Origin of the sequence: Kineococcus rugosus, from assembly GCF_050871975.1 — a bacterium.
Classification (GTDB): Bacteria; Actinomycetota; Actinomycetes; order Actinomycetales; family Kineococcaceae; genus Kineococcus.
The window spans coordinates 1-19221 of the sequence record NZ_JBJLSJ010000005.1 but is presented as its reverse complement, the minus strand read 5'-3'; the positions used below and the strand labels follow the sequence as shown (position 1 = coordinate 19221).

At 75.0% G+C, this 19221-nt stretch carries 19 protein-coding genes; 14 read left to right on the top strand and 5 right to left on the bottom strand.

The features are described from left to right. Window positions 1-29: 29 nt before the first annotated feature. Both ACRYM6_RS03720 and ACRYM6_RS03715 read right to left on the bottom strand, forming a co-directional pair. A complete protein-coding gene (locus ACRYM6_RS03720) occupies window positions 30-395 on the bottom strand; it encodes a TraR/DksA family transcriptional regulator (protein WP_432541265.1) in 366 nt (121 codons plus the stop codon). 18 nt (window positions 396-413) lie between these two features. Then, on the bottom strand, window positions 414-1568 hold the full coding sequence (locus ACRYM6_RS03715; protein ID WP_432541427.1) for a pyridoxal phosphate-dependent aminotransferase: 1155 nt from the start codon (window positions 1566-1568) through the stop codon (window positions 414-416). A 297-nt stretch (window positions 1569-1865) separates the two neighbouring features. Between ACRYM6_RS03715 and rpsB the strand changes: the two genes are divergently transcribed. The 7 genes from rpsB (at window position 1866) to ACRYM6_RS03680 (ending at window position 7938) form a co-directional block, all read left to right on the top strand. Beyond that, window positions 1866-2768, top strand: a complete 903-nt coding sequence (gene rpsB / locus ACRYM6_RS03710; RefSeq protein ID WP_432541263.1) for a 30S ribosomal protein S2 — start codon at window positions 1866-1868, stop codon at window positions 2766-2768. Window positions 2769-2903: 135 nt separating this feature from the next. Continuing rightward, on the top strand, window positions 2904-3731 hold the full coding sequence (tsf, locus tag ACRYM6_RS03705) for a translation elongation factor Ts (RefSeq protein WP_432541262.1): 828 nt from the start codon (window positions 2904-2906) through the stop codon (window positions 3729-3731). Between the two features lie 155 nt (window positions 3732-3886). Continuing rightward, window positions 3887-4648 (top strand): UMP kinase, encoded by a 762-nt coding sequence (gene pyrH / locus ACRYM6_RS03700; protein WP_432541260.1) that lies wholly within the window; start codon window positions 3887-3889, stop codon window positions 4646-4648. A 61-nt stretch (window positions 4649-4709) separates the two neighbouring features. Continuing rightward, the gene (frr, locus tag ACRYM6_RS03695; protein ID WP_432541258.1) at window positions 4710-5267 is read left to right on the top strand and encodes a ribosome recycling factor; all 558 of its coding nucleotides are present in this window, start codon (window positions 4710-4712) and stop codon (window positions 5265-5267) included. 7 nt (window positions 5268-5274) lie between these two features. Then, the gene (locus ACRYM6_RS03690) at window positions 5275-6144 is read left to right on the top strand and encodes a phosphatidate cytidylyltransferase (RefSeq protein WP_432541257.1); all 870 of its coding nucleotides are present in this window, start codon (window positions 5275-5277) and stop codon (window positions 6142-6144) included. Between the two features lie 31 nt (window positions 6145-6175). Continuing rightward, the gene (rlmN, locus tag ACRYM6_RS03685) at window positions 6176-7357 is read left to right on the top strand and encodes a dual-specificity RNA methyltransferase RlmN (protein WP_432541255.1); all 1182 of its coding nucleotides are present in this window, start codon (window positions 6176-6178) and stop codon (window positions 7355-7357) included. Next, complete coding sequence (locus tag ACRYM6_RS03680; protein ID WP_432541254.1) at window positions 7354-7938, top strand: DivIVA domain-containing protein; 585 nt, start codon at window positions 7354-7356, stop codon at window positions 7936-7938. The genes rlmN and ACRYM6_RS03680 overlap by 4 nt, the downstream gene beginning before the upstream one ends. A gap of 9 nt (window positions 7939-7947) precedes the next feature. On the opposite strand, the gene ACRYM6_RS03675 is transcribed toward ACRYM6_RS03680, so the two are convergent. After that, complete coding sequence (locus tag ACRYM6_RS03675) at window positions 7948-8349, bottom strand: pyridoxamine 5'-phosphate oxidase family protein (RefSeq protein WP_432541252.1); 402 nt, start codon at window positions 8347-8349, stop codon at window positions 7948-7950. A 23-nt stretch (window positions 8350-8372) separates the two neighbouring features. Next, on the bottom strand, window positions 8373-9755 hold the full coding sequence (locus ACRYM6_RS03670) for a helix-turn-helix domain-containing protein (protein WP_432541250.1): 1383 nt from the start codon (window positions 9753-9755) through the stop codon (window positions 8373-8375). 84 nt (window positions 9756-9839) lie between these two features. Between ACRYM6_RS03670 and gabT the strand changes: the two genes are divergently transcribed. Together gabT and ACRYM6_RS03660 are read left to right on the top strand one after the other, a co-directional pair. After that, window positions 9840-11210 (top strand): 4-aminobutyrate--2-oxoglutarate transaminase, encoded by a 1371-nt coding sequence (gene gabT, locus ACRYM6_RS03665; RefSeq protein ID WP_432541248.1) that lies wholly within the window; start codon window positions 9840-9842, stop codon window positions 11208-11210. 31 nt (window positions 11211-11241) lie between these two features. Continuing rightward, the gene (locus ACRYM6_RS03660; protein ID WP_432541247.1) at window positions 11242-12708 is read left to right on the top strand and encodes an NAD-dependent succinate-semialdehyde dehydrogenase; all 1467 of its coding nucleotides are present in this window, start codon (window positions 11242-11244) and stop codon (window positions 12706-12708) included. Between the two features lie 67 nt (window positions 12709-12775). On the opposite strand, the gene ACRYM6_RS03655 is transcribed toward ACRYM6_RS03660, so the two are convergent. Further along, window positions 12776-13873, bottom strand: a complete 1098-nt coding sequence (locus tag ACRYM6_RS03655) for a trypsin-like serine peptidase (protein ID WP_432541245.1) — start codon at window positions 13871-13873, stop codon at window positions 12776-12778. Window positions 13874-13993: 120 nt separating this feature from the next. Here ACRYM6_RS03655 and dxr point away from each other — a divergent pair, with 120 nt between their 5' ends. The 5 genes from dxr (at window position 13994) to ACRYM6_RS03630 (ending at window position 19141) form a co-directional block, all read left to right on the top strand. Continuing rightward, complete coding sequence (dxr, locus tag ACRYM6_RS03650) at window positions 13994-15169, top strand: 1-deoxy-D-xylulose-5-phosphate reductoisomerase (protein ID WP_432541244.1); 1176 nt, start codon at window positions 13994-13996, stop codon at window positions 15167-15169. After that, entirely contained in the window at window positions 15166-16488 is a 1323-nt protein-coding gene (locus tag ACRYM6_RS03645; RefSeq protein ID WP_432541243.1) for a M50 family metallopeptidase, read from the top strand. Before dxr ends, ACRYM6_RS03645 begins: the two co-directional genes overlap by 4 nt. A 63-nt stretch (window positions 16489-16551) precedes the next feature. After that, on the top strand, window positions 16552-17712 hold the full coding sequence (gene ispG, locus ACRYM6_RS03640) for a flavodoxin-dependent (E)-4-hydroxy-3-methylbut-2-enyl-diphosphate synthase (RefSeq protein ID WP_432513653.1): 1161 nt from the start codon (window positions 16552-16554) through the stop codon (window positions 17710-17712). Window positions 17713-17791: 79 nt separating this feature from the next. Beyond that, window positions 17792-18679, top strand: a complete 888-nt coding sequence (locus tag ACRYM6_RS03635) for a GNAT family N-acetyltransferase (protein ID WP_432541241.1) — start codon at window positions 17792-17794, stop codon at window positions 18677-18679. A gap of 108 nt (window positions 18680-18787) precedes the next feature. After that, window positions 18788-19141 carry a VOC family protein gene (locus ACRYM6_RS03630; protein ID WP_432541239.1) on the top strand — a complete coding sequence of 118 codons (354 nt, stop codon included), beginning with the start codon at window positions 18788-18790 and terminating at the stop codon, window positions 19139-19141. The last annotated feature ends 80 nt before the right edge of the window (window positions 19142-19221 follow it).

The following is a 19221-nucleotide window of genomic DNA, read 5'->3' as shown; positions in this document are numbered from 1 at the left end:
GTCCGGCGGGAGCCCGCCGGCCGCGGGTATCAGCGGCCGGCGCACCCCACGCACGTCGTCGCCCACGGCCGGGCCGCCAACCGCTCGGCGGGGATCGGCGAACCGCAGCGCGCGCAGGTGCCGAACCCGGGGTCGTCCAGGCGGTCCAGGGCGTCCTGCAGCGCCGCCAGGCGGGTGCGCACCTGGTCCAGCACCGCCGCGACCTGGGCGCGCTCGAAGGCCGTGGTCGAGCCCTCGGGGTCGTGCTCGTCGTCGGCGGTGCCCTCCGCGGCCACCTCCAGGGCGCTGGCCAGCTCGCGCTCCAGCCCGGCGACCCGCACCACCGCGTCGGCCCGCTCGGCCTCCAGCGCCGCCCGCAGGTCCTCCCGCCCGCCGCCGGGGCCGCTCGCGCTCACGACCGGCTCACGGCCGGATCACGCGCGCAGGGCCTGCAGCCGGTCGCAGGCCTCGTGCAGCACCGCGTCGGACTTGCAGAAGGTGAACCGGACCAGCGGCTCGACGGCTCGCGCCGCCTCGCCCCCGGGGGTGCAGAACGCCGACATCGGCACCCCGACGACCCCGGCCAGCTCCGGCAGCCGGCGGCACAGGTCCGTGCCGTCGGAGAAGCCCAGCGGCCGGGGGTCGGCCGCGACGAAGTACGTCCCGGCGGGCGCCGCGACGGCGAACCCCGCCGACCGCAGGCCCTCCAGCAGCAGGTCCCGGCGGCGCTGCAGGTCCGCGGCCAGGCCGGCGAAGAACTCGTCGGGCAGGTCCAGCGCCGCGGCCACGGCCGGCTGGAACGGGCCGGCGTTGACATAGGTGAGGAACTGCTTGACGGTCCGGACCGCGGCCACCAGCGCAGCCGGGCCGCTCACCCAGCCGACCTTCCAGCCGGTCACCGAGAAGGTCTTGCCCGCCGAGGAGACCGTCAGCGTGCGCTCGGCCATCCCCGGCAACGTCGCCACCGCGGTGTGCGCGCGCCCGTCGAAGACCAGGTGCTCGTACACCTCGTCGCTCACCACGACGGCGTCGTGCCGGACCGCGAGCTCGGCCACCACGGCCAGGTCCTGCGGGCCCAGGACGGTGCCGGTCGGGTTGTGCGGGGTGTTGAGCAGCACCAGCCGGGTGCGCTCGCCGAAGGCGGCCTCCAGCCGGGCGCGGTCGAGGGTGAAGCCGTCCGGGCCCGGCAGCAGCGGCACCGACCGCTGCACGGCCCCGGCCAGGGCGATGACGGCGGGGTAGGAGTCGTAGGCCGGTTCCAGGACGACCACCTCGTCGCCGGGCTCGCACAGCGCCAGGACGCTCGCGGCGATCGCCTCGGTGGCCCCGGCCGTCACCAGCACCTGCGAGGCCGGGTCCACCCGCAGGCCCCGGAACCGCTCCTGGTGACGGGCCACGGCTTCCAGCAGGGCGGGCACCCCGACGCCCGGCGGGTACTGGTTGCGCCCCGAGCGGATGGCCGCCACCGCGTCCTCGAGCAGCGAGGACGGGCCGTCGGCGTCCGGGAAGCCCTGCCCCAGGTTCACCGCCCCGGTGCGCAGGGCCAGCGCCGACATCTCCGCGAAGACCGTCGGCCCGAACCGCCGCATCCGCGAGGTGAGGCCGGCGGCGGGCGCGGGCGGGGTGCTGCGGTCGAGGCCGGTGCTCACGCGTCGTAGGATAGGCGGGCACCCGGTGCGTGTCCCTCGCCGATCCCTCGGCGACGGCCCGGTCCGGGTGACATCGCGTCCCCCTTCCCTGCCCCGCGCAGGGGGGAGCACCCTCTCGGTCCACCGGGTCACCCCGGCGGTCGGGTGCGCTCGGGGGGCCAGGCGCGGCGAGCCGACCGGCACGCTGCGGGACAACCGATCGGCCCCACCAGGGGGCCGGCGCGAGGAGGACCACCCATGGCCGTCGTGACGATGCGCCAGCTGCTCGAGTCCGGTGTGCACTTCGGGCACCAGACCCGCCGCTGGAACCCCAAGATGAAGCGCTTCCTCTTCACCGAGCGCAACGGCATCTACATCATCGACCTGCAGCAGTCGCTGTCGTTCATCGACCGCGCCTACGACTTCGTCAAGGAGACCGTCGCCCACGGCGGCACCATCCTGTTCATCGGCACGAAGAAGCAGGCCCAGGAGTCCATCGCCGAGCAGGCCAGCCGCGTCGGCATGCCCTACGTCAACCAGCGCTGGCTCGGCGGCATGCTGACCAACTTCCAGACGGTCAACAAGCGCATCTCCCGCATGCGCGAGCTCGAGGAGGTCGACTTCGACGACGTCGCCGCCTCCGGCCTGACCAAGAAGGAACTGCTCGTCCTGCGTCGCGAGTACGACAAGCTGACCAAGACGCTCGGCGGCATCCGGGACATGACCAAGGTCCCCTCCGCGGTGTGGATCGTCGACACCAACAAGGAGCACCTCGCCGTCGACGAGGCGAAGAAGCTGAACATCCCGGTCGTCGCGATCCTGGACTCCAACTGCGACCCGGACGACGTCGACTACCGCATCCCCGGCAACGACGACGCGATCCGCTCCGTCACGCTGCTGACCCGGGTCATCGCCGACGCCGTCGCCGCCGGCCTGCAGGTCCGCCACGGCGGCAAGACCGACGACGCCGAGCCGCTGGCCGCCTGGGAGCAGGACCTGCTCGCCGGCAGCGAGGGTGAGCAGTCCGGCGGCTCCGAGTCCCCGGCGACCGCCGAGGGCTCCACCGCCCCCGAGGCCGCGCAGGCGCAGGCCGCCGAGGGCCAGCCCGCCGAGGCCGCGGCCGAGGTCGGCGAGCCGGCCGAAGCCGCCGCGCAGGCCTGACCTCCCTCAGGTACGAACACAGGACGCCTGTGGTGACGCCCCGGGCCCTCCCAGGCCCGGGGCGTCCGTGCGTCCGCCCCCAGACACCCCCGCTGTCCCCGGGCACCGGGTACGGAACCGACGAGAGGAACGACCGTGGCTGCGTACACCGCCGCTGACGTCAAGGCGCTGCGCGAGAAGACCGGCGCCGGCATGCTCGACTGCAAGAACGCGCTCGTGGAGACCGAGGGCGACGTCGAGAAGGCCATCGAGCTGCTCCGCATCAAGGGCCAGAAGGGCGTCGCCAAGCGCGCCGACCGCGACGCGTCCAACGGCCTGGTGGCCGTGCACGTCGACGGCGGCCTCGGCGTCATGGTCCAGGTCAACTGCGAGACCGACTTCGTCGCCAAGTCCGAGGGCTTCGTGACCCTCGCCAACCAGGTGCTGGCCCAGGCCGTCGCCGTCGGCGCGACCGACTCCGCGACGCTGCTCGCCTCCGAGCTCGACGGCAAGACCGTCCAGACCGTCCTCGACGAGGCCAACGCCACCATGGGCGAGAAGATCCTCGTCCCGAACGTGGCGCGCGTCGAGGGCACGCACGTCTCGGCGTACCTGCACCGCACCGCCACCGACCTGCCGCCGACCATCGGCGTCCTCGTCGCCCTCGACGTCGACAACGACGCCCTGGGCAAGGACATCGCCATGCACACCGCGGCGATGAGCCCGACGTACCTCACCCGCGACGAGGTCCCGGCCGAGAAGGTCGAGTCCGAGCGCCGCATCGCCGAGGAGACCGCGCGCGAGGAGAAGAAGCCCGAGGCCGCGCTGCCCAAGATCATCGAGGGCCGCGTCAACAGCTTCTTCAAGGACAACGTGCTGCTGGAGCAGCCGTTCGCGAAGGACCAGAAGGTGACGATCACCAAGCTGCTGGCCGACGCCGGCGCCCAGGTGACCGCCTTCGCCCGCTTCCGCGCCGGCGTCTGAGCACCACCCGCGTGAGCTGACGGGGTGGGGGGACCACGGTCCCCCCACCCCGTCCGCACGTCCGGACCAGTCGCGGGTGCACGCAGCGTGACCCCCACCACCCCGCTGGGGCAGACTGCCCCAGACCGCAGAGCAACCACCCGAGGAGCCACCGCGTGAGCGAGCCCAGCCTGACCGTCGACCTCGAAGCCGGGACCGTCGAACCGCGACCGGCCTACGAGCGGGTCCTGCTCAAGCTCTCGGGGGAGTTCTTCGGCAACGGCCGGGTCGGCGTCGACCCCGACGTCATCGCGCAGGTCGCCCGCGAGATCGCCGGGCCGGTCAAGCAGGGCGTGCAGGTCGCGATCGTCGTGGGTGGCGGCAACTTCTTCCGCGGGGCGGAGCTGTCCCAGCGCGGGATGGAGCGCAGCCGCGCCGACTACATGGGCATGCTCGGCACCGTCATGAACGCCCTGGCCCTGCAGGACTTCCTGGAGCAGGCCGACGTCTCCACCCGCGTCCAGACGGCGATCACGATGGGCCAGGTCGCCGAGCCGTACATCCCGCGGCGCGCCATCCGGCACATGGAGAAGGGCCGGGTCGTCATCTTCGGCGCCGGGGCCGGCATGCCGTACTTCTCGACCGACACCGTCGCCGCGCAGCGGGCGCTGGAGGTCCGCGCCGACGCGGTCCTGATGGCGAAGAACGGCGTCGACGGCGTCTACACGGGCGACCCGCGCCGGGACCCGGACGCGACGAAGCTCGACACCATCACCTACTCCGAGGCGCTGCGGAAGAACCTGCGCGTCGTCGACACCACCGCCTTCAGCCTGTGCATGGACAACCGCCTGCCCATGATCGTCTTCGGGATGGAGGGGCAGGGCGTGGCGCGCGCGCTGCGGGGTGAGAGGATCGGCACGCAGGTGATCGCGGACTGACCTCGTCCGCGGGCCAGCAGGGCGGACACGACGCGCCGGGACGAAGGACGAAGGGACCACCGTGATCGACGACACCCTCCTCGAGGCCGAGGAGAAAATGGAAAAGGCCGTCGAGGTCGCCAAGGAGGACTTCAGCGCGATCCGCACCGGCCGGGCGAACGCCGCGATGTTCTTCAAGATCATGGTGGACTACTACGGCGCACCCACTCCGCTGCAGCAGCTGGCGAGCTTCCAGATCCCCGAGGCCCGCTCGGTGCTCATCACCCCGTTCGACCGCGGGGCCATGAGCGAGATCGAGAAGGCGCTGCGCAACTCCGACCTCGGCGTCAACCCCGGCAACGACGGCAACGTCATCCGGATCGTGCTGCCGCAGCTGACCGAGGAGCGCCGCAAGGACTACATCAAGCTGGCCCGCTCCAAGGCCGAGGACGCCCGCGTCTCCCTGCGCAACGTGCGCCGGCGCGCCAAGGACGAGATCGACCGCCTCGTGAAGGACGGCGAGGTCGGCGAGGACGAGGGCGGCCGCGCCGAGAAGGAGCTGGAGTCGGTCACCAAGAAGCACGTCGACGCCGTCGACGAGCTGCTGAAGAACAAGGAAGCCGAGCTCCTCGCCGTCTGAGGCCCCCGTGACCAGCGACACGACCCCCACCACGCGCAAGCCGCCGCGCAAGGCCGGGCGCAACCTGCCCGCCGCGATCGGCATGGGCGTGGCCATGGGGGGTGTCCTGGTCGCGAGCCTGTTCGTGCGCCGGGAGGCCTTCGGCGTCCTGGCCTGCGCCGCGGTCCTGTACGGCACCGTCGAGATGGTCCGCGCCTTCCGCGCGCGGCACCTGCGCATCCCGGTCCTGCCGCCCGTGGTGGGCACCCTGGCCATGCTGCCCGGGGCCTACCTGGGCGGTGGCGAGACGCTGTTCGTCGCCTACGCCCTCACGGTCCTCGCGGTGGTCGTCTACCGCCTCGTCGACGACGGGGGCGACCACGGGGGACCGGTCCGCGTCCCCGCCGTCCGCGACGTCGCCGGCGGTGTCTTCATCGTCACCTACGGCCCCCTGCTGGCCGGGTTCGCGATGCTCATGCTCGCCGCCTCCGAGGGCGCCTGGCGGGTGCTGGTGTTCGTGCTGCTCGTCGTCGCCAGCGACGTGGGCGGGTACGCCGTCGGGGTGCTGTGGGGCCGGCACCCGATGGCCCCCTCCGTCAGCCCCAAGAAGTCCTGGGAGGGCACGGCCGGGTCGGTCGTGGTCGGCGCCCTCGCCGGCGGGATCGCGCTGCCGCTGGCCCTGGGTGGCCACTGGTGGCAGGGCGTGGTCCTCGGCGTGGTCACCGTGGTGATCGCCATCGGCGGCGACCTGTCGGAGTCGATGCTCAAGCGCGACCTCGGCATCAAGGACATGGGCACGCTCCTGCCCGGGCACGGGGGCGTCATGGACCGCCTCGACTCGCTGCTGCCGGCCGCACCGGTCGTGCACCTGCTGCTGGTCTGGTTCGTCGGGCCCTGACGTCCCGGGACGCCCTTACCATGGAGTCACGATGTCGACTCCCACTGACCTCCCGACGCCCCCTCGCGAACCGCTCCCGCTGGCCCCGGCCGGCCCCGGCAAGCTCGTGATGGCGGCCCCCCGCCGCGGCAAGCCGCCGCGGCACTTCGTCGACCTCGAGCCCGCCGAGCGCGGCGAGGCGATGGTGGCGCTGGGGGAGAAGGCGTTCCGCGGCAAGCAGCTCGCCACCCAGTGGTTCGAGCGGCTCGAGGACGACCCCGCGAAGATGACGGACCTGCCCGCGGCGAGCCGGGCGAGGATCGCCGAGGCCCTGCTGCCGACGCTGCTGACGAAGGTCCGCACCCTGACGGCCGACCGCGGCACCACGGTCAAGACGCTGTACCGGATGCACGACGGCGCCCTCGTGGAGTCGGTCCTCATGCGCTACCGGAACCGCGACACGATCTGCATCTCCAGCCAGGCCGGCTGCGGGATGAACTGCCCGTTCTGCGCCACCGGCCAGGCGGGCCTGACGCGCAACCTGTCCACGGCCGAGATCGTCGAGCAGGTGACGGCCGCCTCCCGGGCGCTGTCGCGCGGGGAGGTCCCCGGCGGCGAGGGCCGCGTCAACAACGTCGTCTTCATGGGCATGGGCGAGGCGCTGGCCAACTACAAGTCGGCCGTGGCCGCGGTGCGCCGGCTCACCCAGCCCGCCCCGGACGGCCTCGGGATCTCCGCGCGCGGGATCACGATGTCCACCGTCGGGCTGGTGCCGGCCATCGACAAGTTCGCCCAGGAGGGCATCGCGGCGACCCTCGCGCTGAGCCTGCACGCCCCCGACGACGAGCTGCGCAACGACCTCGTGCCGATCAACCAGCGCTGGAACGTCGGTGAGGCCCTCGACGCGGCCCGCCGCTACTTCGAGGCCACCGGCCGCCGGGTCAGCATCGAGTACGCGCTCATCAAGGACATCAACGACCAGGCCTGGCGCGGGGACCGCCTCGGCAAGCTGCTCAACGCCCGCGGCCGCGGCTGGGTCCACGTCAACCCGATCCCGCTGAACCCCACGCCGGGCTCGAAGTGGACCGCCAGCGACCCGGCCGTGGAGAAGGCGTTCGTCGCCGCCCTGGAGGCCCGCGGCATCCCGACGACCGTGCGCGACACCCGCGGCAGCGAGATCGACGGCGCCTGCGGCCAGCTGGCCGCCATCGGCCCCGAGCAGCCGACGGCGTGAGCGCCGGGCTCGAGGGCGTCTCGCTCACCCGCCTGCTGGCCGAGCGCCCGGCCCGGGCCCCCCGGCTGCGGCGCGGCTACCGCGTCGCCGACGTCGACCTCTTCTTCGACCACCTGCGCACGGCCGTCCCGGCCGGCCGGGTCGCCTCCGCGCAGGTCCGGGCCGTCGGCTTCGGGGCGCAGTTCGGCGGGTACGACGTCGCCGACACCGACGACCTGCTCGCCGACGTGGAGGACGTCCTGGCCCGCCGCGAACGCGCGCAGGCCCTGGCCCAGGCCGACCAGCGTCCCTACACCGAGCGCCGTGCGGCGCTGGGCGCGGCGATCGCCGGGCGGCTGCGGGAGGGCCGCGGGGACCGCTTCCCCCGCGCGCGGGGCCTGCGCCGCGGGTACCGCCCCGGCGACGTCGACGACCTGTGCGAGCTGCTGGCCGACCACTTCCGCGGCCAGGTGCGGCTGAGCGCCGCCGACGTCCGCGGGGCGCTGTTCCGGCCCCGCCGCGGCGGCCGCGGCTACCGCGAGGCGCCCGTCGACGCCTTCCTGGACCGCGTGGTCGAGCTCATGGTCACCTTCGACCGCTGACCGCCGCGGTCAGTCCCACGGCGGGACGGACCCGAGCACCCGGTCGACGCTGAAGACCACCACGACCCGCTGCGGGTTCTCCCGCGGGGTCCGGTACCGCGCGGCGTAGCGCTCCTCGGCGTCGCGCACCGACGCGGGGTCGTCCAGGACGCGCGCGACGCCCTCCAGGGACAGCCAGCGGCGGCCGTCCACCTGCGCCACCACGCACCGGGAGCCGCGGCGGGCGTGCACGGCCTTGCGGCTCGTGCCGGAGGTGATGACCCGGACCTCGCCGGTCGCGGGGTCGAAGGTGAACCCGACGGGCACGACGTGCGGGGAGCCGTCGCGGCGCAGGGTCGTCATCGTCGCCAGGTGCCGTTCGGCGAGGAACTCCAGGGCGGAGGCGGGCAGGTCGGCGGGGTCGAGGGCCACGGGGGCAGTGTGTCAGCGCCGGCTCAGCCCGCTGCGCCGGTCCCCGGGTGCTGCACCGGGGGCGCCGGAGGCGGGGTGGCGCCCAGTGCCAGCCACAGCTCGGCCCGGTCGGTGGGGTCGTCGAGCCGGACCCCGAGGACCTCCTCGACGTGCCGCAGCCGCTGCCGCACGGTGTTGCGGTGCACGCCGAGCGCGTCGGCGGCCTGCTGGCGGGCGCCGTGGTGGGCCAGGAACGCCGCCAGCGTCGGGCGCAGCCCGTGCTCGTCCAGCCCGGCCAGCCGCTGCCGCGCCCACCCGGCCAGCGCGCCGGGGTCCAGCAGCGCCGGCAGCGATCGCGCGTCGGCGTGCACGACCGGGCGCTGCGCGCTGGTGCGGGCGAAGGCCCCGTCGGCGTCGGAGGGGTCGGCCGCGGCGAGCGGACCGGGGCGCCCGACCCCGGCCCGGCCCGGCCACCCCTCGGTCCGCACCCCCGGCGCCGCCAGGGCGTACCGGTCGCCGACCAGCAGCCCCGGCGGGGCGGTCCCGGACCAGCGGACGACGACGACGGGGTCGGGCACGGCGGTGCCGGTCGCGGCGGCCAGGCGCACGGCCAGGTCGGCCTGGCCGGTCACGACGAGCTCGACGACGCAGGCCCGCACCTCCTGGCCGACCTCCGGGCGGGTCGTCAGGAGCCCCAGCAGCGCCGCGGCGGTGCCGATGCCGGCCCGCGCCGCGCGGGGCAGGTCGGGCGCCCCGGCCACCAGCAGCCAGCGGGACCCGCCGCCGGCGCGCAGGACCAGCGAGCCGGTGGCGCTCACCTCCGTCCACGCCGCCCGCGCCCCCTGGGCCCGCACCCGCTGCAGCCCCTCCAGCGCCGCCGCCGGCGGGGCGACCGGGGCGCTGGCGGCCAGGACCGCGCCGTCGTCGTCCAGCAGCCACGCCGTCCCGGCGACCGCGCGCGCGGTGCGGCGCAGGACGGCCGTGGTGCCGTCCGGGCCGGCGGCGGCGGCGGTCAGGTCCCGGCCCACGCGGGCGGCGGCCGCCTCCGCGTCGTGCTCGTGGCGCCGGAGCAGGTCCGCCAGGCGCCGGGAGACGGCGATGAACGGCGTGGGGACGGGGACCTCCACCAGGGGCAGGCCCGCGGCGGCGGCGGCGCTCACCAGGGTGCGGGGCACGTGGGCGTGGGACAGCCCGACGCCGAAGCCGACCCCGGCCGCGCCCGCGGCGACCAGCCGCCCGACCCAGCGGGCCCAGCCGGCGCGCGGCGTGCGCAGCCCGGTGGTGAGCAGCAGCTCGCCGCCCTCCAGGAACGGGGTGGGGTCGTCCAGCTCGCTCGTCGCGACCCAGCGCACCGTCACCGCCGGGTCACCGCCGACCAGGCGCAGGTGCAGCGCGTCGGTGGCCAGGAGGTCGGCGAGCTGCACCACGCAGTGCAGTATGCACCGCCCCGCGGGCCCGGACTGTGCGTCCGCGGCGCAGACGCGGGGGCTGCGGAGCCCTACCGTCGCGGCATGACGACGCTCAGCCCCGACGCGCAGCAGCGCCCCGCCGACCAGGGCGGGCCCTCCCTCCCGCAGGAGATCCGGCTCGTCACCGAGGTCCCCGGGCCCCGGTCGCGCGAGCTCGCCGCCCGGCGCAGCGCCGCCGTGTCCGCCGCGGTCGGGTCCTCGATGCCGTTCTACGCCCAGGCCGCGGGCGGGGGCGTCGTCGTCGACGTCGACGGCAACTCCTACGCCGACCTCGGCTCCGGCATCGCCGTCACGACCGTCGGGAACGCCGCCCCCGCCGTCGTCGCCGCCGTCACCGAGCAGGTCGCCCGCTTCACCCACACCTGCTTCATGATCACGCCGTACGACTCCTACGTGGAGCTGGCCGAGCGCCTCGCCGCGCTGACCCCCGGCGACTTCGCCAAGAAGAGTGCGTTCTTCACCTCCGGCGCCGAAGCCGTCGAGAACGCCGTGAAGATCGCCCGCGCGCACACCGGGCGGCAGGCCGTCGTCGTCTTCGACCACGCCTACCACGGCCGCACGAACCTCACCATGGCCATGACGGCCAAGAACATGCCGTACAAGAACGGGTTCGGGCCGTTCGCGCCCGAGGTGTACCGCGCCCCGCTGAGCTACCCGTTCCGCGACGGCCTCGACGGGCCCGCCGCCGCCGCCCGCGCCATCGCCGTCATGGAGAAGCAGGTCGGCGCGCAGAACCTCGCCGCCATCGTCGTCGAGCCGATCCAGGGCGAGGGCGGGTTCATCGTCCCGGCCCCCGGGTTCCTGCCCGCCATCGCCGCCTGGGCGAAGGACAACGGCGTCGTCCTCGTCGCCGACGAGGTCCAGACCGGCGTCGCCCGCACCGGCGCCTGGTTCGCCAGCCACCTCGAGGGCGTCGAGCCCGACCTGGTCACCATCGCCAAGGGCGTCGCCGGCGGGCTGCCGCTGTCGGCCGTCACCGGCCGCGCCGAGATCGTCGACGCCCCCGTCACCGGCGGCCTCGGCGGCACCTACGGCGGCAACCCGCTCGCCACCGCCGCCGCGCTCGCGACCCTGCGCACCGTCGAGGAGGAGGACCTCCTCGGCCGCGCCCGGCAGATCGAGGACCTGCTGCTCACCCGCCTGCGGGCCCTGGCCGGGCGCGACCCGCGCGTCGGGGACGTCCGCGGCCGCGGCGCGATGATCGCCGCCGAGCTCGTGCGGCCCGGCACCACCGAACCGGACGCCGCGCTGGCCAAGCAGGTCGCGACCGAGGCGGCCCGGCAGGGCGTCATCGTCCTGACCTGCGGCACCGACGGCAACGTCCTGCGCTTTCTGCCCCCGCTGAGCATCGGCGACGACCTGCTGCACCAGGCGTTCGACGTGCTGGACCGCGTCTTCGCGGCCTCCCGCTGACCCCCGCCGCCGACCCGAGAGGACCGACCCCGTGAGCACCAGCACCCGCGAGAAGGAACTGCTCGCCGCCGTCCCCACCGGCCTGTTCATCGGTGGGCGGTGGCGCGAGGCGACCGCCGGGAAGCGCGTCGCCGTCGAGGACCCGGCCACGGGCCGGACCCTCGTCGAGATCGCCGACGGCACGGTCGAGGACGGCACCGCCGCCCTCGACGCCGCCGTGGCCGCCGCCCCCGCCTGGGCGAAGACCCCCACCCGGGTGCGCGCCGAGATCCTGCGCAAGGCGTTCGACCTCGTCGCCGAGCGCGCCGACGACTTCGCCCTGCTCATGACGCTGGAGATGGGCAAACCCCTGGCCGAGGCCAAGGGCGAGGTCGCCTACGGCAACGAGTTCTTCCGGTGGTTCTCGGAGGAGGCCCCGCGCATCGCCGGCCGCTACTCGCAGAACCCCGTCGGCGGGTCGCGGCTGCTGACCATGAAGCAGCCCGTCGGGCCGGTCCTGGCGATCCTGCCGTGGAACTTCCCGCTCGCCATGGGCACCCGCAAGATCGCCCCGGCGCTCGCGGCGGGCTGCACCATCGTCGTCAAGCCCGCCACCCAGACGCCGCTGACGACCCTGTACCTGGCGCAGACCCTCGCCGACGCCGGGGTCCCCGACGGGGTCGTGAACGTCATCACGACGTCCACCACGAGCGAGGTCGTCGCCCCGCTCATCGCCGACCCGCGCCTGCGCAAGCTGACCTTCACCGGGTCCACGCCCGTGGGCAAGAAGCTCGTCGAGCAGTCCGCCCAGCAGCTGCTGCGGATCTCGATGGAGCTGGGCGGCAACGCCCCGTTCCTGGTGTTCGACGACGCCGACGTGGACAAGGCCGTCGACGGCGCGATGCTGGCCAAGATGCGCAACCAGGGCGAGGCCTGCACGGCCGCGAACCGGTTCTACGTCCAGCGCCCGGTGGCCGAGGAGTTCTCCCGCAAGCTCGCCGAGCGCATGGGGTCCCTCGTCGTGGGCCGCGGCACCGAGGAGGGCGCGCAGGTCGGCCCGCTCATCGACGGCCGGGCCCGCGACGACGTCGCCCGCCGCGTCAGCGAGGCCGTCGCCGCCGGGGCGCGGGTCGTCGTCGGCGGCGGGCCGGTGGGGGACCAGGGCTACTTCTACGCCCCCACCGTCGTCACCGACGTGCCCGCCGGGGCCCGGCTGCTGACCGAGGAGACGTTCGGCCCGGTCGCCCCCGTCGTGGTGTTCGACACCGAGGAGGAGGGCATCGCGCTGGCCAACGACACCGAGTACGGGCTCATCGGGTACGCCTTCACCCAGGGCCTGGACCGCGCGATGCGCGTCGCCGAGGCGCTGGAGACCGGCATGGTGGGGCTCAACGCCGGCGTCGTGTCCAACGCCGCCGCCCCGTTCGGCGGGGTCAAGGCCAGCGGCTTCGGCCGCGAGGGCGGCGCGGAGGGCATCGAGGAGTACCTCGAGACGAAGTACGTGAACTTCCCGCTCTGACCCGGGGACGACCGGGTGACGACGCAGGGCCCCGCCGCACCGCGGCGGGGCCCTGCGTCGTCCCGCCTCAGGCGGTGCTGGCCTCGGTGTAGACCGCCTTCGCGACCTCGCCCAGCAGCGGCCCGTACAGCACGCTGGCGTTGTTGTCGTAGCTGAAGCTCACCACCGACGTCACCGTCCCGGCACCGGTGACCGGGTCGAGGTCGCGCAGCCACGGCCCGCCGCTGGACCCGCCGGCGAGGTCGCACAGCGTCGCGCGGTCCGTCGTCGACCCCGGCCCGGAGTCGGTGAACTGCCAGCCCGTGCAGTACTGCAGGGTGGAACCGTCGACCTTGACCGAACCGTCGGGGTTCAGCGCCTTGCCCGGGTACCCCAGCACGGTGACGCGCGAGAGCGTGTCGGTGAAGTCGATGCCGTAGGCGCCGACGGTGTCCTTCAGCGACCTGCCGTCGCGGGGGGAGGCGACCGCGAAGCCGACGTCGAAGTTCAGCGCGGCCGGCGAGGACTGGTCCTGGGTCCGCCACTGCGTCGTCGTGAACAGCTTGCCGATCGAGAACCGGCCCAGGGGTTCCTCGGTCCCGTCCAGCCCCGGCACGAACACCACGTTCGTCGAGGGCTTCCCGTTCTCGGTGAGGCAGTGCCCCGCGGTGACGACGACGTTCCCCTTGGGGGAGTCGACGCTGCTGGCCGTGCACTCGAACTTCCCGGCGCCCTGGGTGAAGTACAGCCGGCCCACCCGCGACTGCGTGCCGCCGGTCCAGTCCGTGGCCCGGCTCACCGCGTCGCCGGTGACCGTCCCCGCCGCCGTCCGGGCCGAGCGGGTCAGCGTGGGCGGCTGCTGCGGGGTCGCCGCCGTCGAGCGCGTCGAGGGGACCGGGGTCGCCGGGGAGGCGGCCGCCTCGGCCGGGGCCCCGCCCGCGTCGCCGCCCGCGCCGCCCGCGGCGATGGTCCGGTCCAGCGGGGTCGCCTCGGCGATCCGCTCCGCCGTCCAGTAGTCGAGCGCCTCCTGCTGGGCCGCCTCGTCCACGGAGGACAGCAGCGAGACCCCCGCGCCGGACTCCCCGGCGGGGACCGCCGCCGCGGACGAGGCGGCGGCGAGGCCGCCGAACGTGACGACGGCGGCCGATGACGCGGCGATCAGCCTCCGCGTGAGGTGCTGGCGCATGGCGGGTGTCCCTCCGAGTTCGCGTGCTGCTGGGGGTCATCCTTGCCGATCCCGTGCAGATCCGCCGCCACCGGCCGGTCACGGGGCGTCGCGGTCCGGGGCGCAGGACATGATGGCCGCGTGAGCTCTCCCGACCCCCGCCAGGTCGTGCTGCTGGGCAGCACCGGATCGATCGGCACCCAGGCCCTCGACGTCGTGGCCGCCGCCGGCGGCGCGTTCGACGTCGTCGCGCTCGCCGCGGGCGGGGCCGACGTGGCGACGCTGGCCCGGCAGGCGCTCGACCACGGCGTCGCGCTCGTGGGGGTCGCCCGCACCGAGGCCGAGCGCCCCCTGCGCGAGGCCCTGCGCGCGCAGGCCGCCGGCCGCCCCCTGCCGCGCGTCGTCGCCGGCCCCGACGCCGCGACCGAGGTCGCCGCGCACCCCTGCGACGTCGTGCTCAACGGCATGACCGGCTCGGTCGGGCTGCGGCCCACCCTCGCCGCGCTGGCCACCGGCCGCACCCTGGCCCTGGCGAACAAGGAGTCCCTCGTCGCCGGCGGCCCGCTGGTCACCCGCGCCGCCGCCCCCGGGCAGATCGTCCCGGTCGACTCCGAGCACTCCGCCCTGGCCCAGTGCCTGCGCGGGGGCCGCGCGCAGGAGGTCGCCCGGCTCGTCCTGACCGCCAGCGGCGGCCCGTTCCGCGGCCGCACCCGCGCCGAGCTGGCCGACGTCACCCCGCAGCAGGCCCTGGCGCACCCCACCTGGTCAATGGGCCCGGTCGTCACGACGAACTCGGCGACGCTGGTCAACAAGGGCCTGGAGGTCATCGAGGCGGCGCTGCTGTTCGGGTTCGACTACGACCGCGTCGACGTCGTGGTCCACCCGCAGTCGGTCGTGCACTCGATGGTCGAGTTCACCGACGGCTCCACCCTCGCCCAGTGCTCCCCGCCGGACATGCGGCTGCCCATCGCCCTGGGCCTGTCCTGGCCCGCGCGGGTCCCCGGCGCCGCCGCGGCGGTCGACTGGACGCGGGCCGCGACCTGGACGTTCGAGCCCGTCGACGCGCAGGCCTTCCCCGCCCTCGACCTCGCCCGGGAGGCTGGCCGGCGCGGGTCGACCGTCCCGGCCGTGTTCAACGCCGCCAACGAGGAGTGCGTCGCCGCCTTCCACGCCGGCCGGCTGCCGTTCCTCGGCATCGTCGACACCGTCGCCCGGGTCGTCGCCGAGCACGAACCCGGGGGCGACCCCCGCGACGTCGAGGACGTCCTGGCGGCCGAGGAGTGGGCCCGCGCCCGCGCGAACGAGCTCGCCGCGTGAGCGAGGTGCTGCTGTGGGTCGTCGGCATCCTCGCCGCCGCCGTCGGGGTCGCCGTCTCCATCGCCCTGCACGAGGTCGGGCACCTGCTGCCGGCCAAGCGGTTCGGGGTGAAGGTGACCCAGTACATGGTCGGCTTCGGGCCCACGCTGTGGTCCCGGCGCCGGGGGGAGACCGAGTACGGCGTCAAGGCGATCCCCCTCGGGGGCTACATCCGCATGGTCGGGATGTTCCCGCCCGGCCCCGACGGCCGGGTGCGGGCCAGCTCCACCGGCCGCTGGGCGCTCCTGGCCGAGGAGGCCCGGCAGGCCAGCGCCGTGGAGGTCGAACCCGGCCAGGAGCACCGCGCCTTCTACCGGCAGGCCGTGTGGAAGCGGCTCCTCATCATGTTCGGCGGCCCGCTCGTGAACCTCGTGCTGGCCCTGGTCCTGACCGCCGTCGCGGTCAGCGGCATCGGGCGGCCGGGGTTCGTGCCGACCCTGTCGGCGGTCTCCCAGTGCGTCCTGCCGGCCACCAGCACGGCCACCACCTGCACCGACGCCGACCCGGCCGCCCCCGGCGCCGCGGCCGGCCTGCGCGCCGGCGACGAGGTCGTCGAGTTCGACGGGGCACCCGTGCGGGACTGGGAGTCGCTCTCGGCCGCCATCCGCGAGCGCGGCGGGCGGAGCGTCGACCTCGTCGTCCTGCGCGAGGGGCAGCGGGTCCCGCTGACCGTCACCCCCGTCCTGACCCAGCGCGCCGTCCTGGACGCCCGGGGCGAGCCCACCGGCCGGACCCGCGAGGTCGGCTTCCTCGGCGTCTCGCCGTCCATCGCCGTCGTCCGCACCGACCTCACGGACGTCCCCGCCGTCGTGGGGGAGCAGGTCGGCCAGGTCGCCGGCATCGTGCTGCGGCTGCCGCAGCGGCTCTACGACGTCGCGCAGGCCGCGTTCGGGTCGGCCCCGCGCGACCCCGACGGCCCCATCGGCGTCGTCGGCATCGGCCGGCTCGCCGGGGAGCTCAACGCGCAGCCGGCGGTCATCCCCGGCGACGAGCTGGCCGAGCGGACCTCCCGGCTGGTCTCCCTGCTCGCCGGGCTCAACGTCGCGCTGTTCGTCTTCAACATGGTCCCGCTGCTGCCCTTCGACGGCGGTCACATCGCCGGCGGGCTGTGGGAGGTCGTCAAGAAGGGCCTGTTCCGGCTGCGGCGCCGTCCCGACCCCGGGCCCGTCGACGTGGCCAAGGCCATGCCGGTGGCCTACGGCGTCTCGATCCTGCTCGTGGGGATGAGCGTGCTGCTGCTGTACGCCGACATCGTGCGGCCCGTCACGCTGAACCAGTGAACTCCCCGTGAAGAGCACCGCCCCTGGTCGTCGGCCGGCGGCGGCGGGTTGATACTTGACCCCGTGAGCGTCAGCCTCGGTCTCCCCGCCCTCCCGCCGCCCGTCCTGGCCCCGCGCCGCAAGACCCGGCAGATCCAGGTGGGCCGCGTCGGCGTCGGCAGCGACCACCCCGTGTCGGTGCAGTCGATGACGACCACGCCGACGACGAACATCAACGCCACGCTCCAGCAGATCGCCGAGCTGACCGCGACCGGCTGCGACATCGTCCGCGTCGCCTGCCCCAGCGCCGACGACGCCGAGGCGCTGCCGATCATCGCGCGCAAGTCGCAGATCCCGGTCATCGCCGACATCCACTTCCAGCCCAAGTACGTCTTCGCGGCCATCGAGGCCGGCTGCGGCGCGGTCCGCGTGAACCCGGGCAACATCCGCAAGTTCGACGACCAGGTCAAGGACATCGCCCAGGCCGCCAAGGACCACGGCGTCTCGATCCGCATCGGCGTCAACGCCGGGTCCCTGGACCCGCGGCTGATGCAGAAGTACGGCAAGGCCACCCCCGAGGCCCTCGTGGAGTCGGCCGTCTGGGAGGCGTCGCTGTTCGAGGAGCACGACTTCCACGACTTCAAGATCTCGGTCAAGCACAACGACCCCGTCGTCATGGTCCGCGCCTACGAGCTGCTCGCCGAGCGCGGCGACTGGCCGCTGCACCTGGGCGTCACCGAGGCCGGCCCCGCGTTCCAGGGCACCATCAAGTCCGCGACCGCGTTCGGCGCCCTGCTGTCCAAGGGCATCGGCGACACCATCCGCGTCTCGCTGTCCGCCCCGCCGGCCGAGGAGGTCAAGGTCGGCCTGCAGATCCTGCAGTCGCTGAACCTGCGCCCGCGCAAGCTGGAGATCGTCTCCTGCCCCTCCTGCGGGCGCGCCCAGGTCGACGTCTACTCCCTGGCCGACGCCGTCACCGAGGGCCTGGAGGGCCTGACGGTGCCGCTGCGGGTGGCCGTCATGGGCTGCGTCGTCAACGGCCCGGGAGAGGCCCGCGAGGCCGACCTCGGGGTCGCCAGCGGCAACGGCAAGGGGCAGATCTTCGTCAAGGGCGAGGTCATCAAGACCGTCCCCGAGCACGCGATCGTCGAGACGCTCATCGAGGAGGCCAACCGGCTGGCCGCCGAGATGGGCGAGCCGGCCGACGACGCCGCCGCGGGGGCCCCGGTCGTCACCGTCGGCTGACCGCCGCCGGCCCGCCGCCGGCCGCGACTCGCCGCCGGCTCGCCTCGACCAGCGGCGGTTCAGCGGGCAGGATGCCGGGGTGTCCCTGACCAACTCCGCTGCGCGAGGCTCGGCCACGTCGGGGACCCTGCGCGTGCTCGGCGGCGCCGACGCCCCGGCCCTGCTGCGCCTGTGCGAGCGCGACCCGGTCGCCAACCTCTTCGTCTCCGCGCGCCTGCTCGGGCTCCTGGCCCGGCCCGGCACCGACCTCGGCGGCCAGGTCTGGGGCTGGTTCGAGGACGGCCGGCTCGTCTCGGCCTGCTGGGCGGGGGCCAACCTCGTCCCCGTGGAGGCCACCCCCGCCGCACTGGACGCCTTCGCCGCCCAGGCCCGCGCCGAGGGGCGCCGCTGCTCGTCGCTGGTCGGGCCCGCGGAGTCGGTGCTCGCGCTGTGGCGCCGGCTGGAGCCGTCCTGGCGCGGGGTGCGGGAGGTGCGGGCCCACCAGCCGCTCATGGTCTGCGACACCGAGCCCGCCGTCCGGCCCGACCCGGCCGTGCGGCGCGCCACCCTGCGCGAGCTCGACCTCGTCGTGCCCGCCTGCGTCGCGATGTTCACCGAGGAGATCGGGTACGCGCCCGCCCCGCCCGACGGCGGGGGCGCCTACCGCGCGCGCATCGCCGAGCTGGTCTCCACCGGCCGCTCCTTCGTGCGGATCGACGCCGGCCCCGGCGGCCCCGAGGTCGTCTTCAAGGCCGAGCTCGGCGCCGTCTCACCCAAGGTCGTGCAGGTCCAGGGCGTCTGGGTCCCGCCGCACCGCCGCGGCGAGGGGCTGTCCGAACCGGGGATGGCCGCCGTCGTGGAGGCCGCCCGCGCCGACGGCGTCCAGCACGTCTCCCTCTACGTCAACGACTACAACGCCCGGGCGCTCGCGGCCTACCGCCGCGTCGGGTTCCGCGAGGTCGGCTCCTTCGCGACGGTGCTCTTCTAGGGACCGGTCCCGGGGTGCGCCCGGGCCGTCCGCGGGAGACGGTGCGAGCGGCAGCGCGGGTCGACGGGCCGACGGCCCGCCCGCGGGCCGGACGACGAGGAGGCGGACGTGGCGAACGGTGTGGCAGCGGTGTGGGTCCCGGTGGACGACATGGACCGGGCGGTGGGGTTCTACGGCCGGACGCTGGGGCTGGAGGTGACCTCGACCTCGCCGGACTGGAGCGAGATCGACGCCGGCGGGCTGATGATCGGCCTGAACGCCCGGGAGGGGACCTCGCGCGGGGCCGGCGGCGGTGCCGTCGTGACGTTCCAGCCCGAGGGCGGCATCGACGCCGAGGTGGCCCGGCTGCAGGACGCGGGCGTGGAGTTCACCGGCGGCATCAGCGACCACCCGTGGGGCCGGATCGCGCCGTTCCGGGACAGCGAGGGCAACGACCTGCAGTTCTACGCCCCGCCCGCCTGAGGGCGGTGGGGGGGGGGGGGGGGGGGGGGGGGGGGGGGGGGGGGGGGGGGGGGGGGGGCGGGGGGGGGGGGGGGGGGGGG

What these genes read in the sequence shown, in the direction of transcription:
- gabT (WP_432541248.1), top strand. Translation starts at nt 9,840, where the DNA reads ATGACGACGCTCAGCCCCGACGCGCAGCAGCGCCCCGCCGACCAGGGC.
- ACRYM6_RS03655 (WP_432541245.1), bottom strand. Translation starts at nt 13,873, where the DNA reads ATGCGCCAGCACCTCACGCGGAGGCTGATCGCCGCGTCATCGGCCGCC.
- rpsB (WP_432541263.1), top strand. Translation starts at nt 1,866, where the DNA reads ATGGCCGTCGTGACGATGCGCCAGCTGCTCGAGTCCGGTGTGCACTTC.
- rlmN (WP_432541255.1), top strand. Translation starts at nt 6,176, where the DNA reads ATGTCGACTCCCACTGACCTCCCGACGCCCCCTCGCGAACCGCTCCCG.
- ACRYM6_RS03715 (WP_432541427.1), bottom strand. Translation starts at nt 1,568, where the DNA reads ATGCGGCGGTTCGGGCCGACGGTCTTCGCGGAGATGTCGGCGCTGGCC.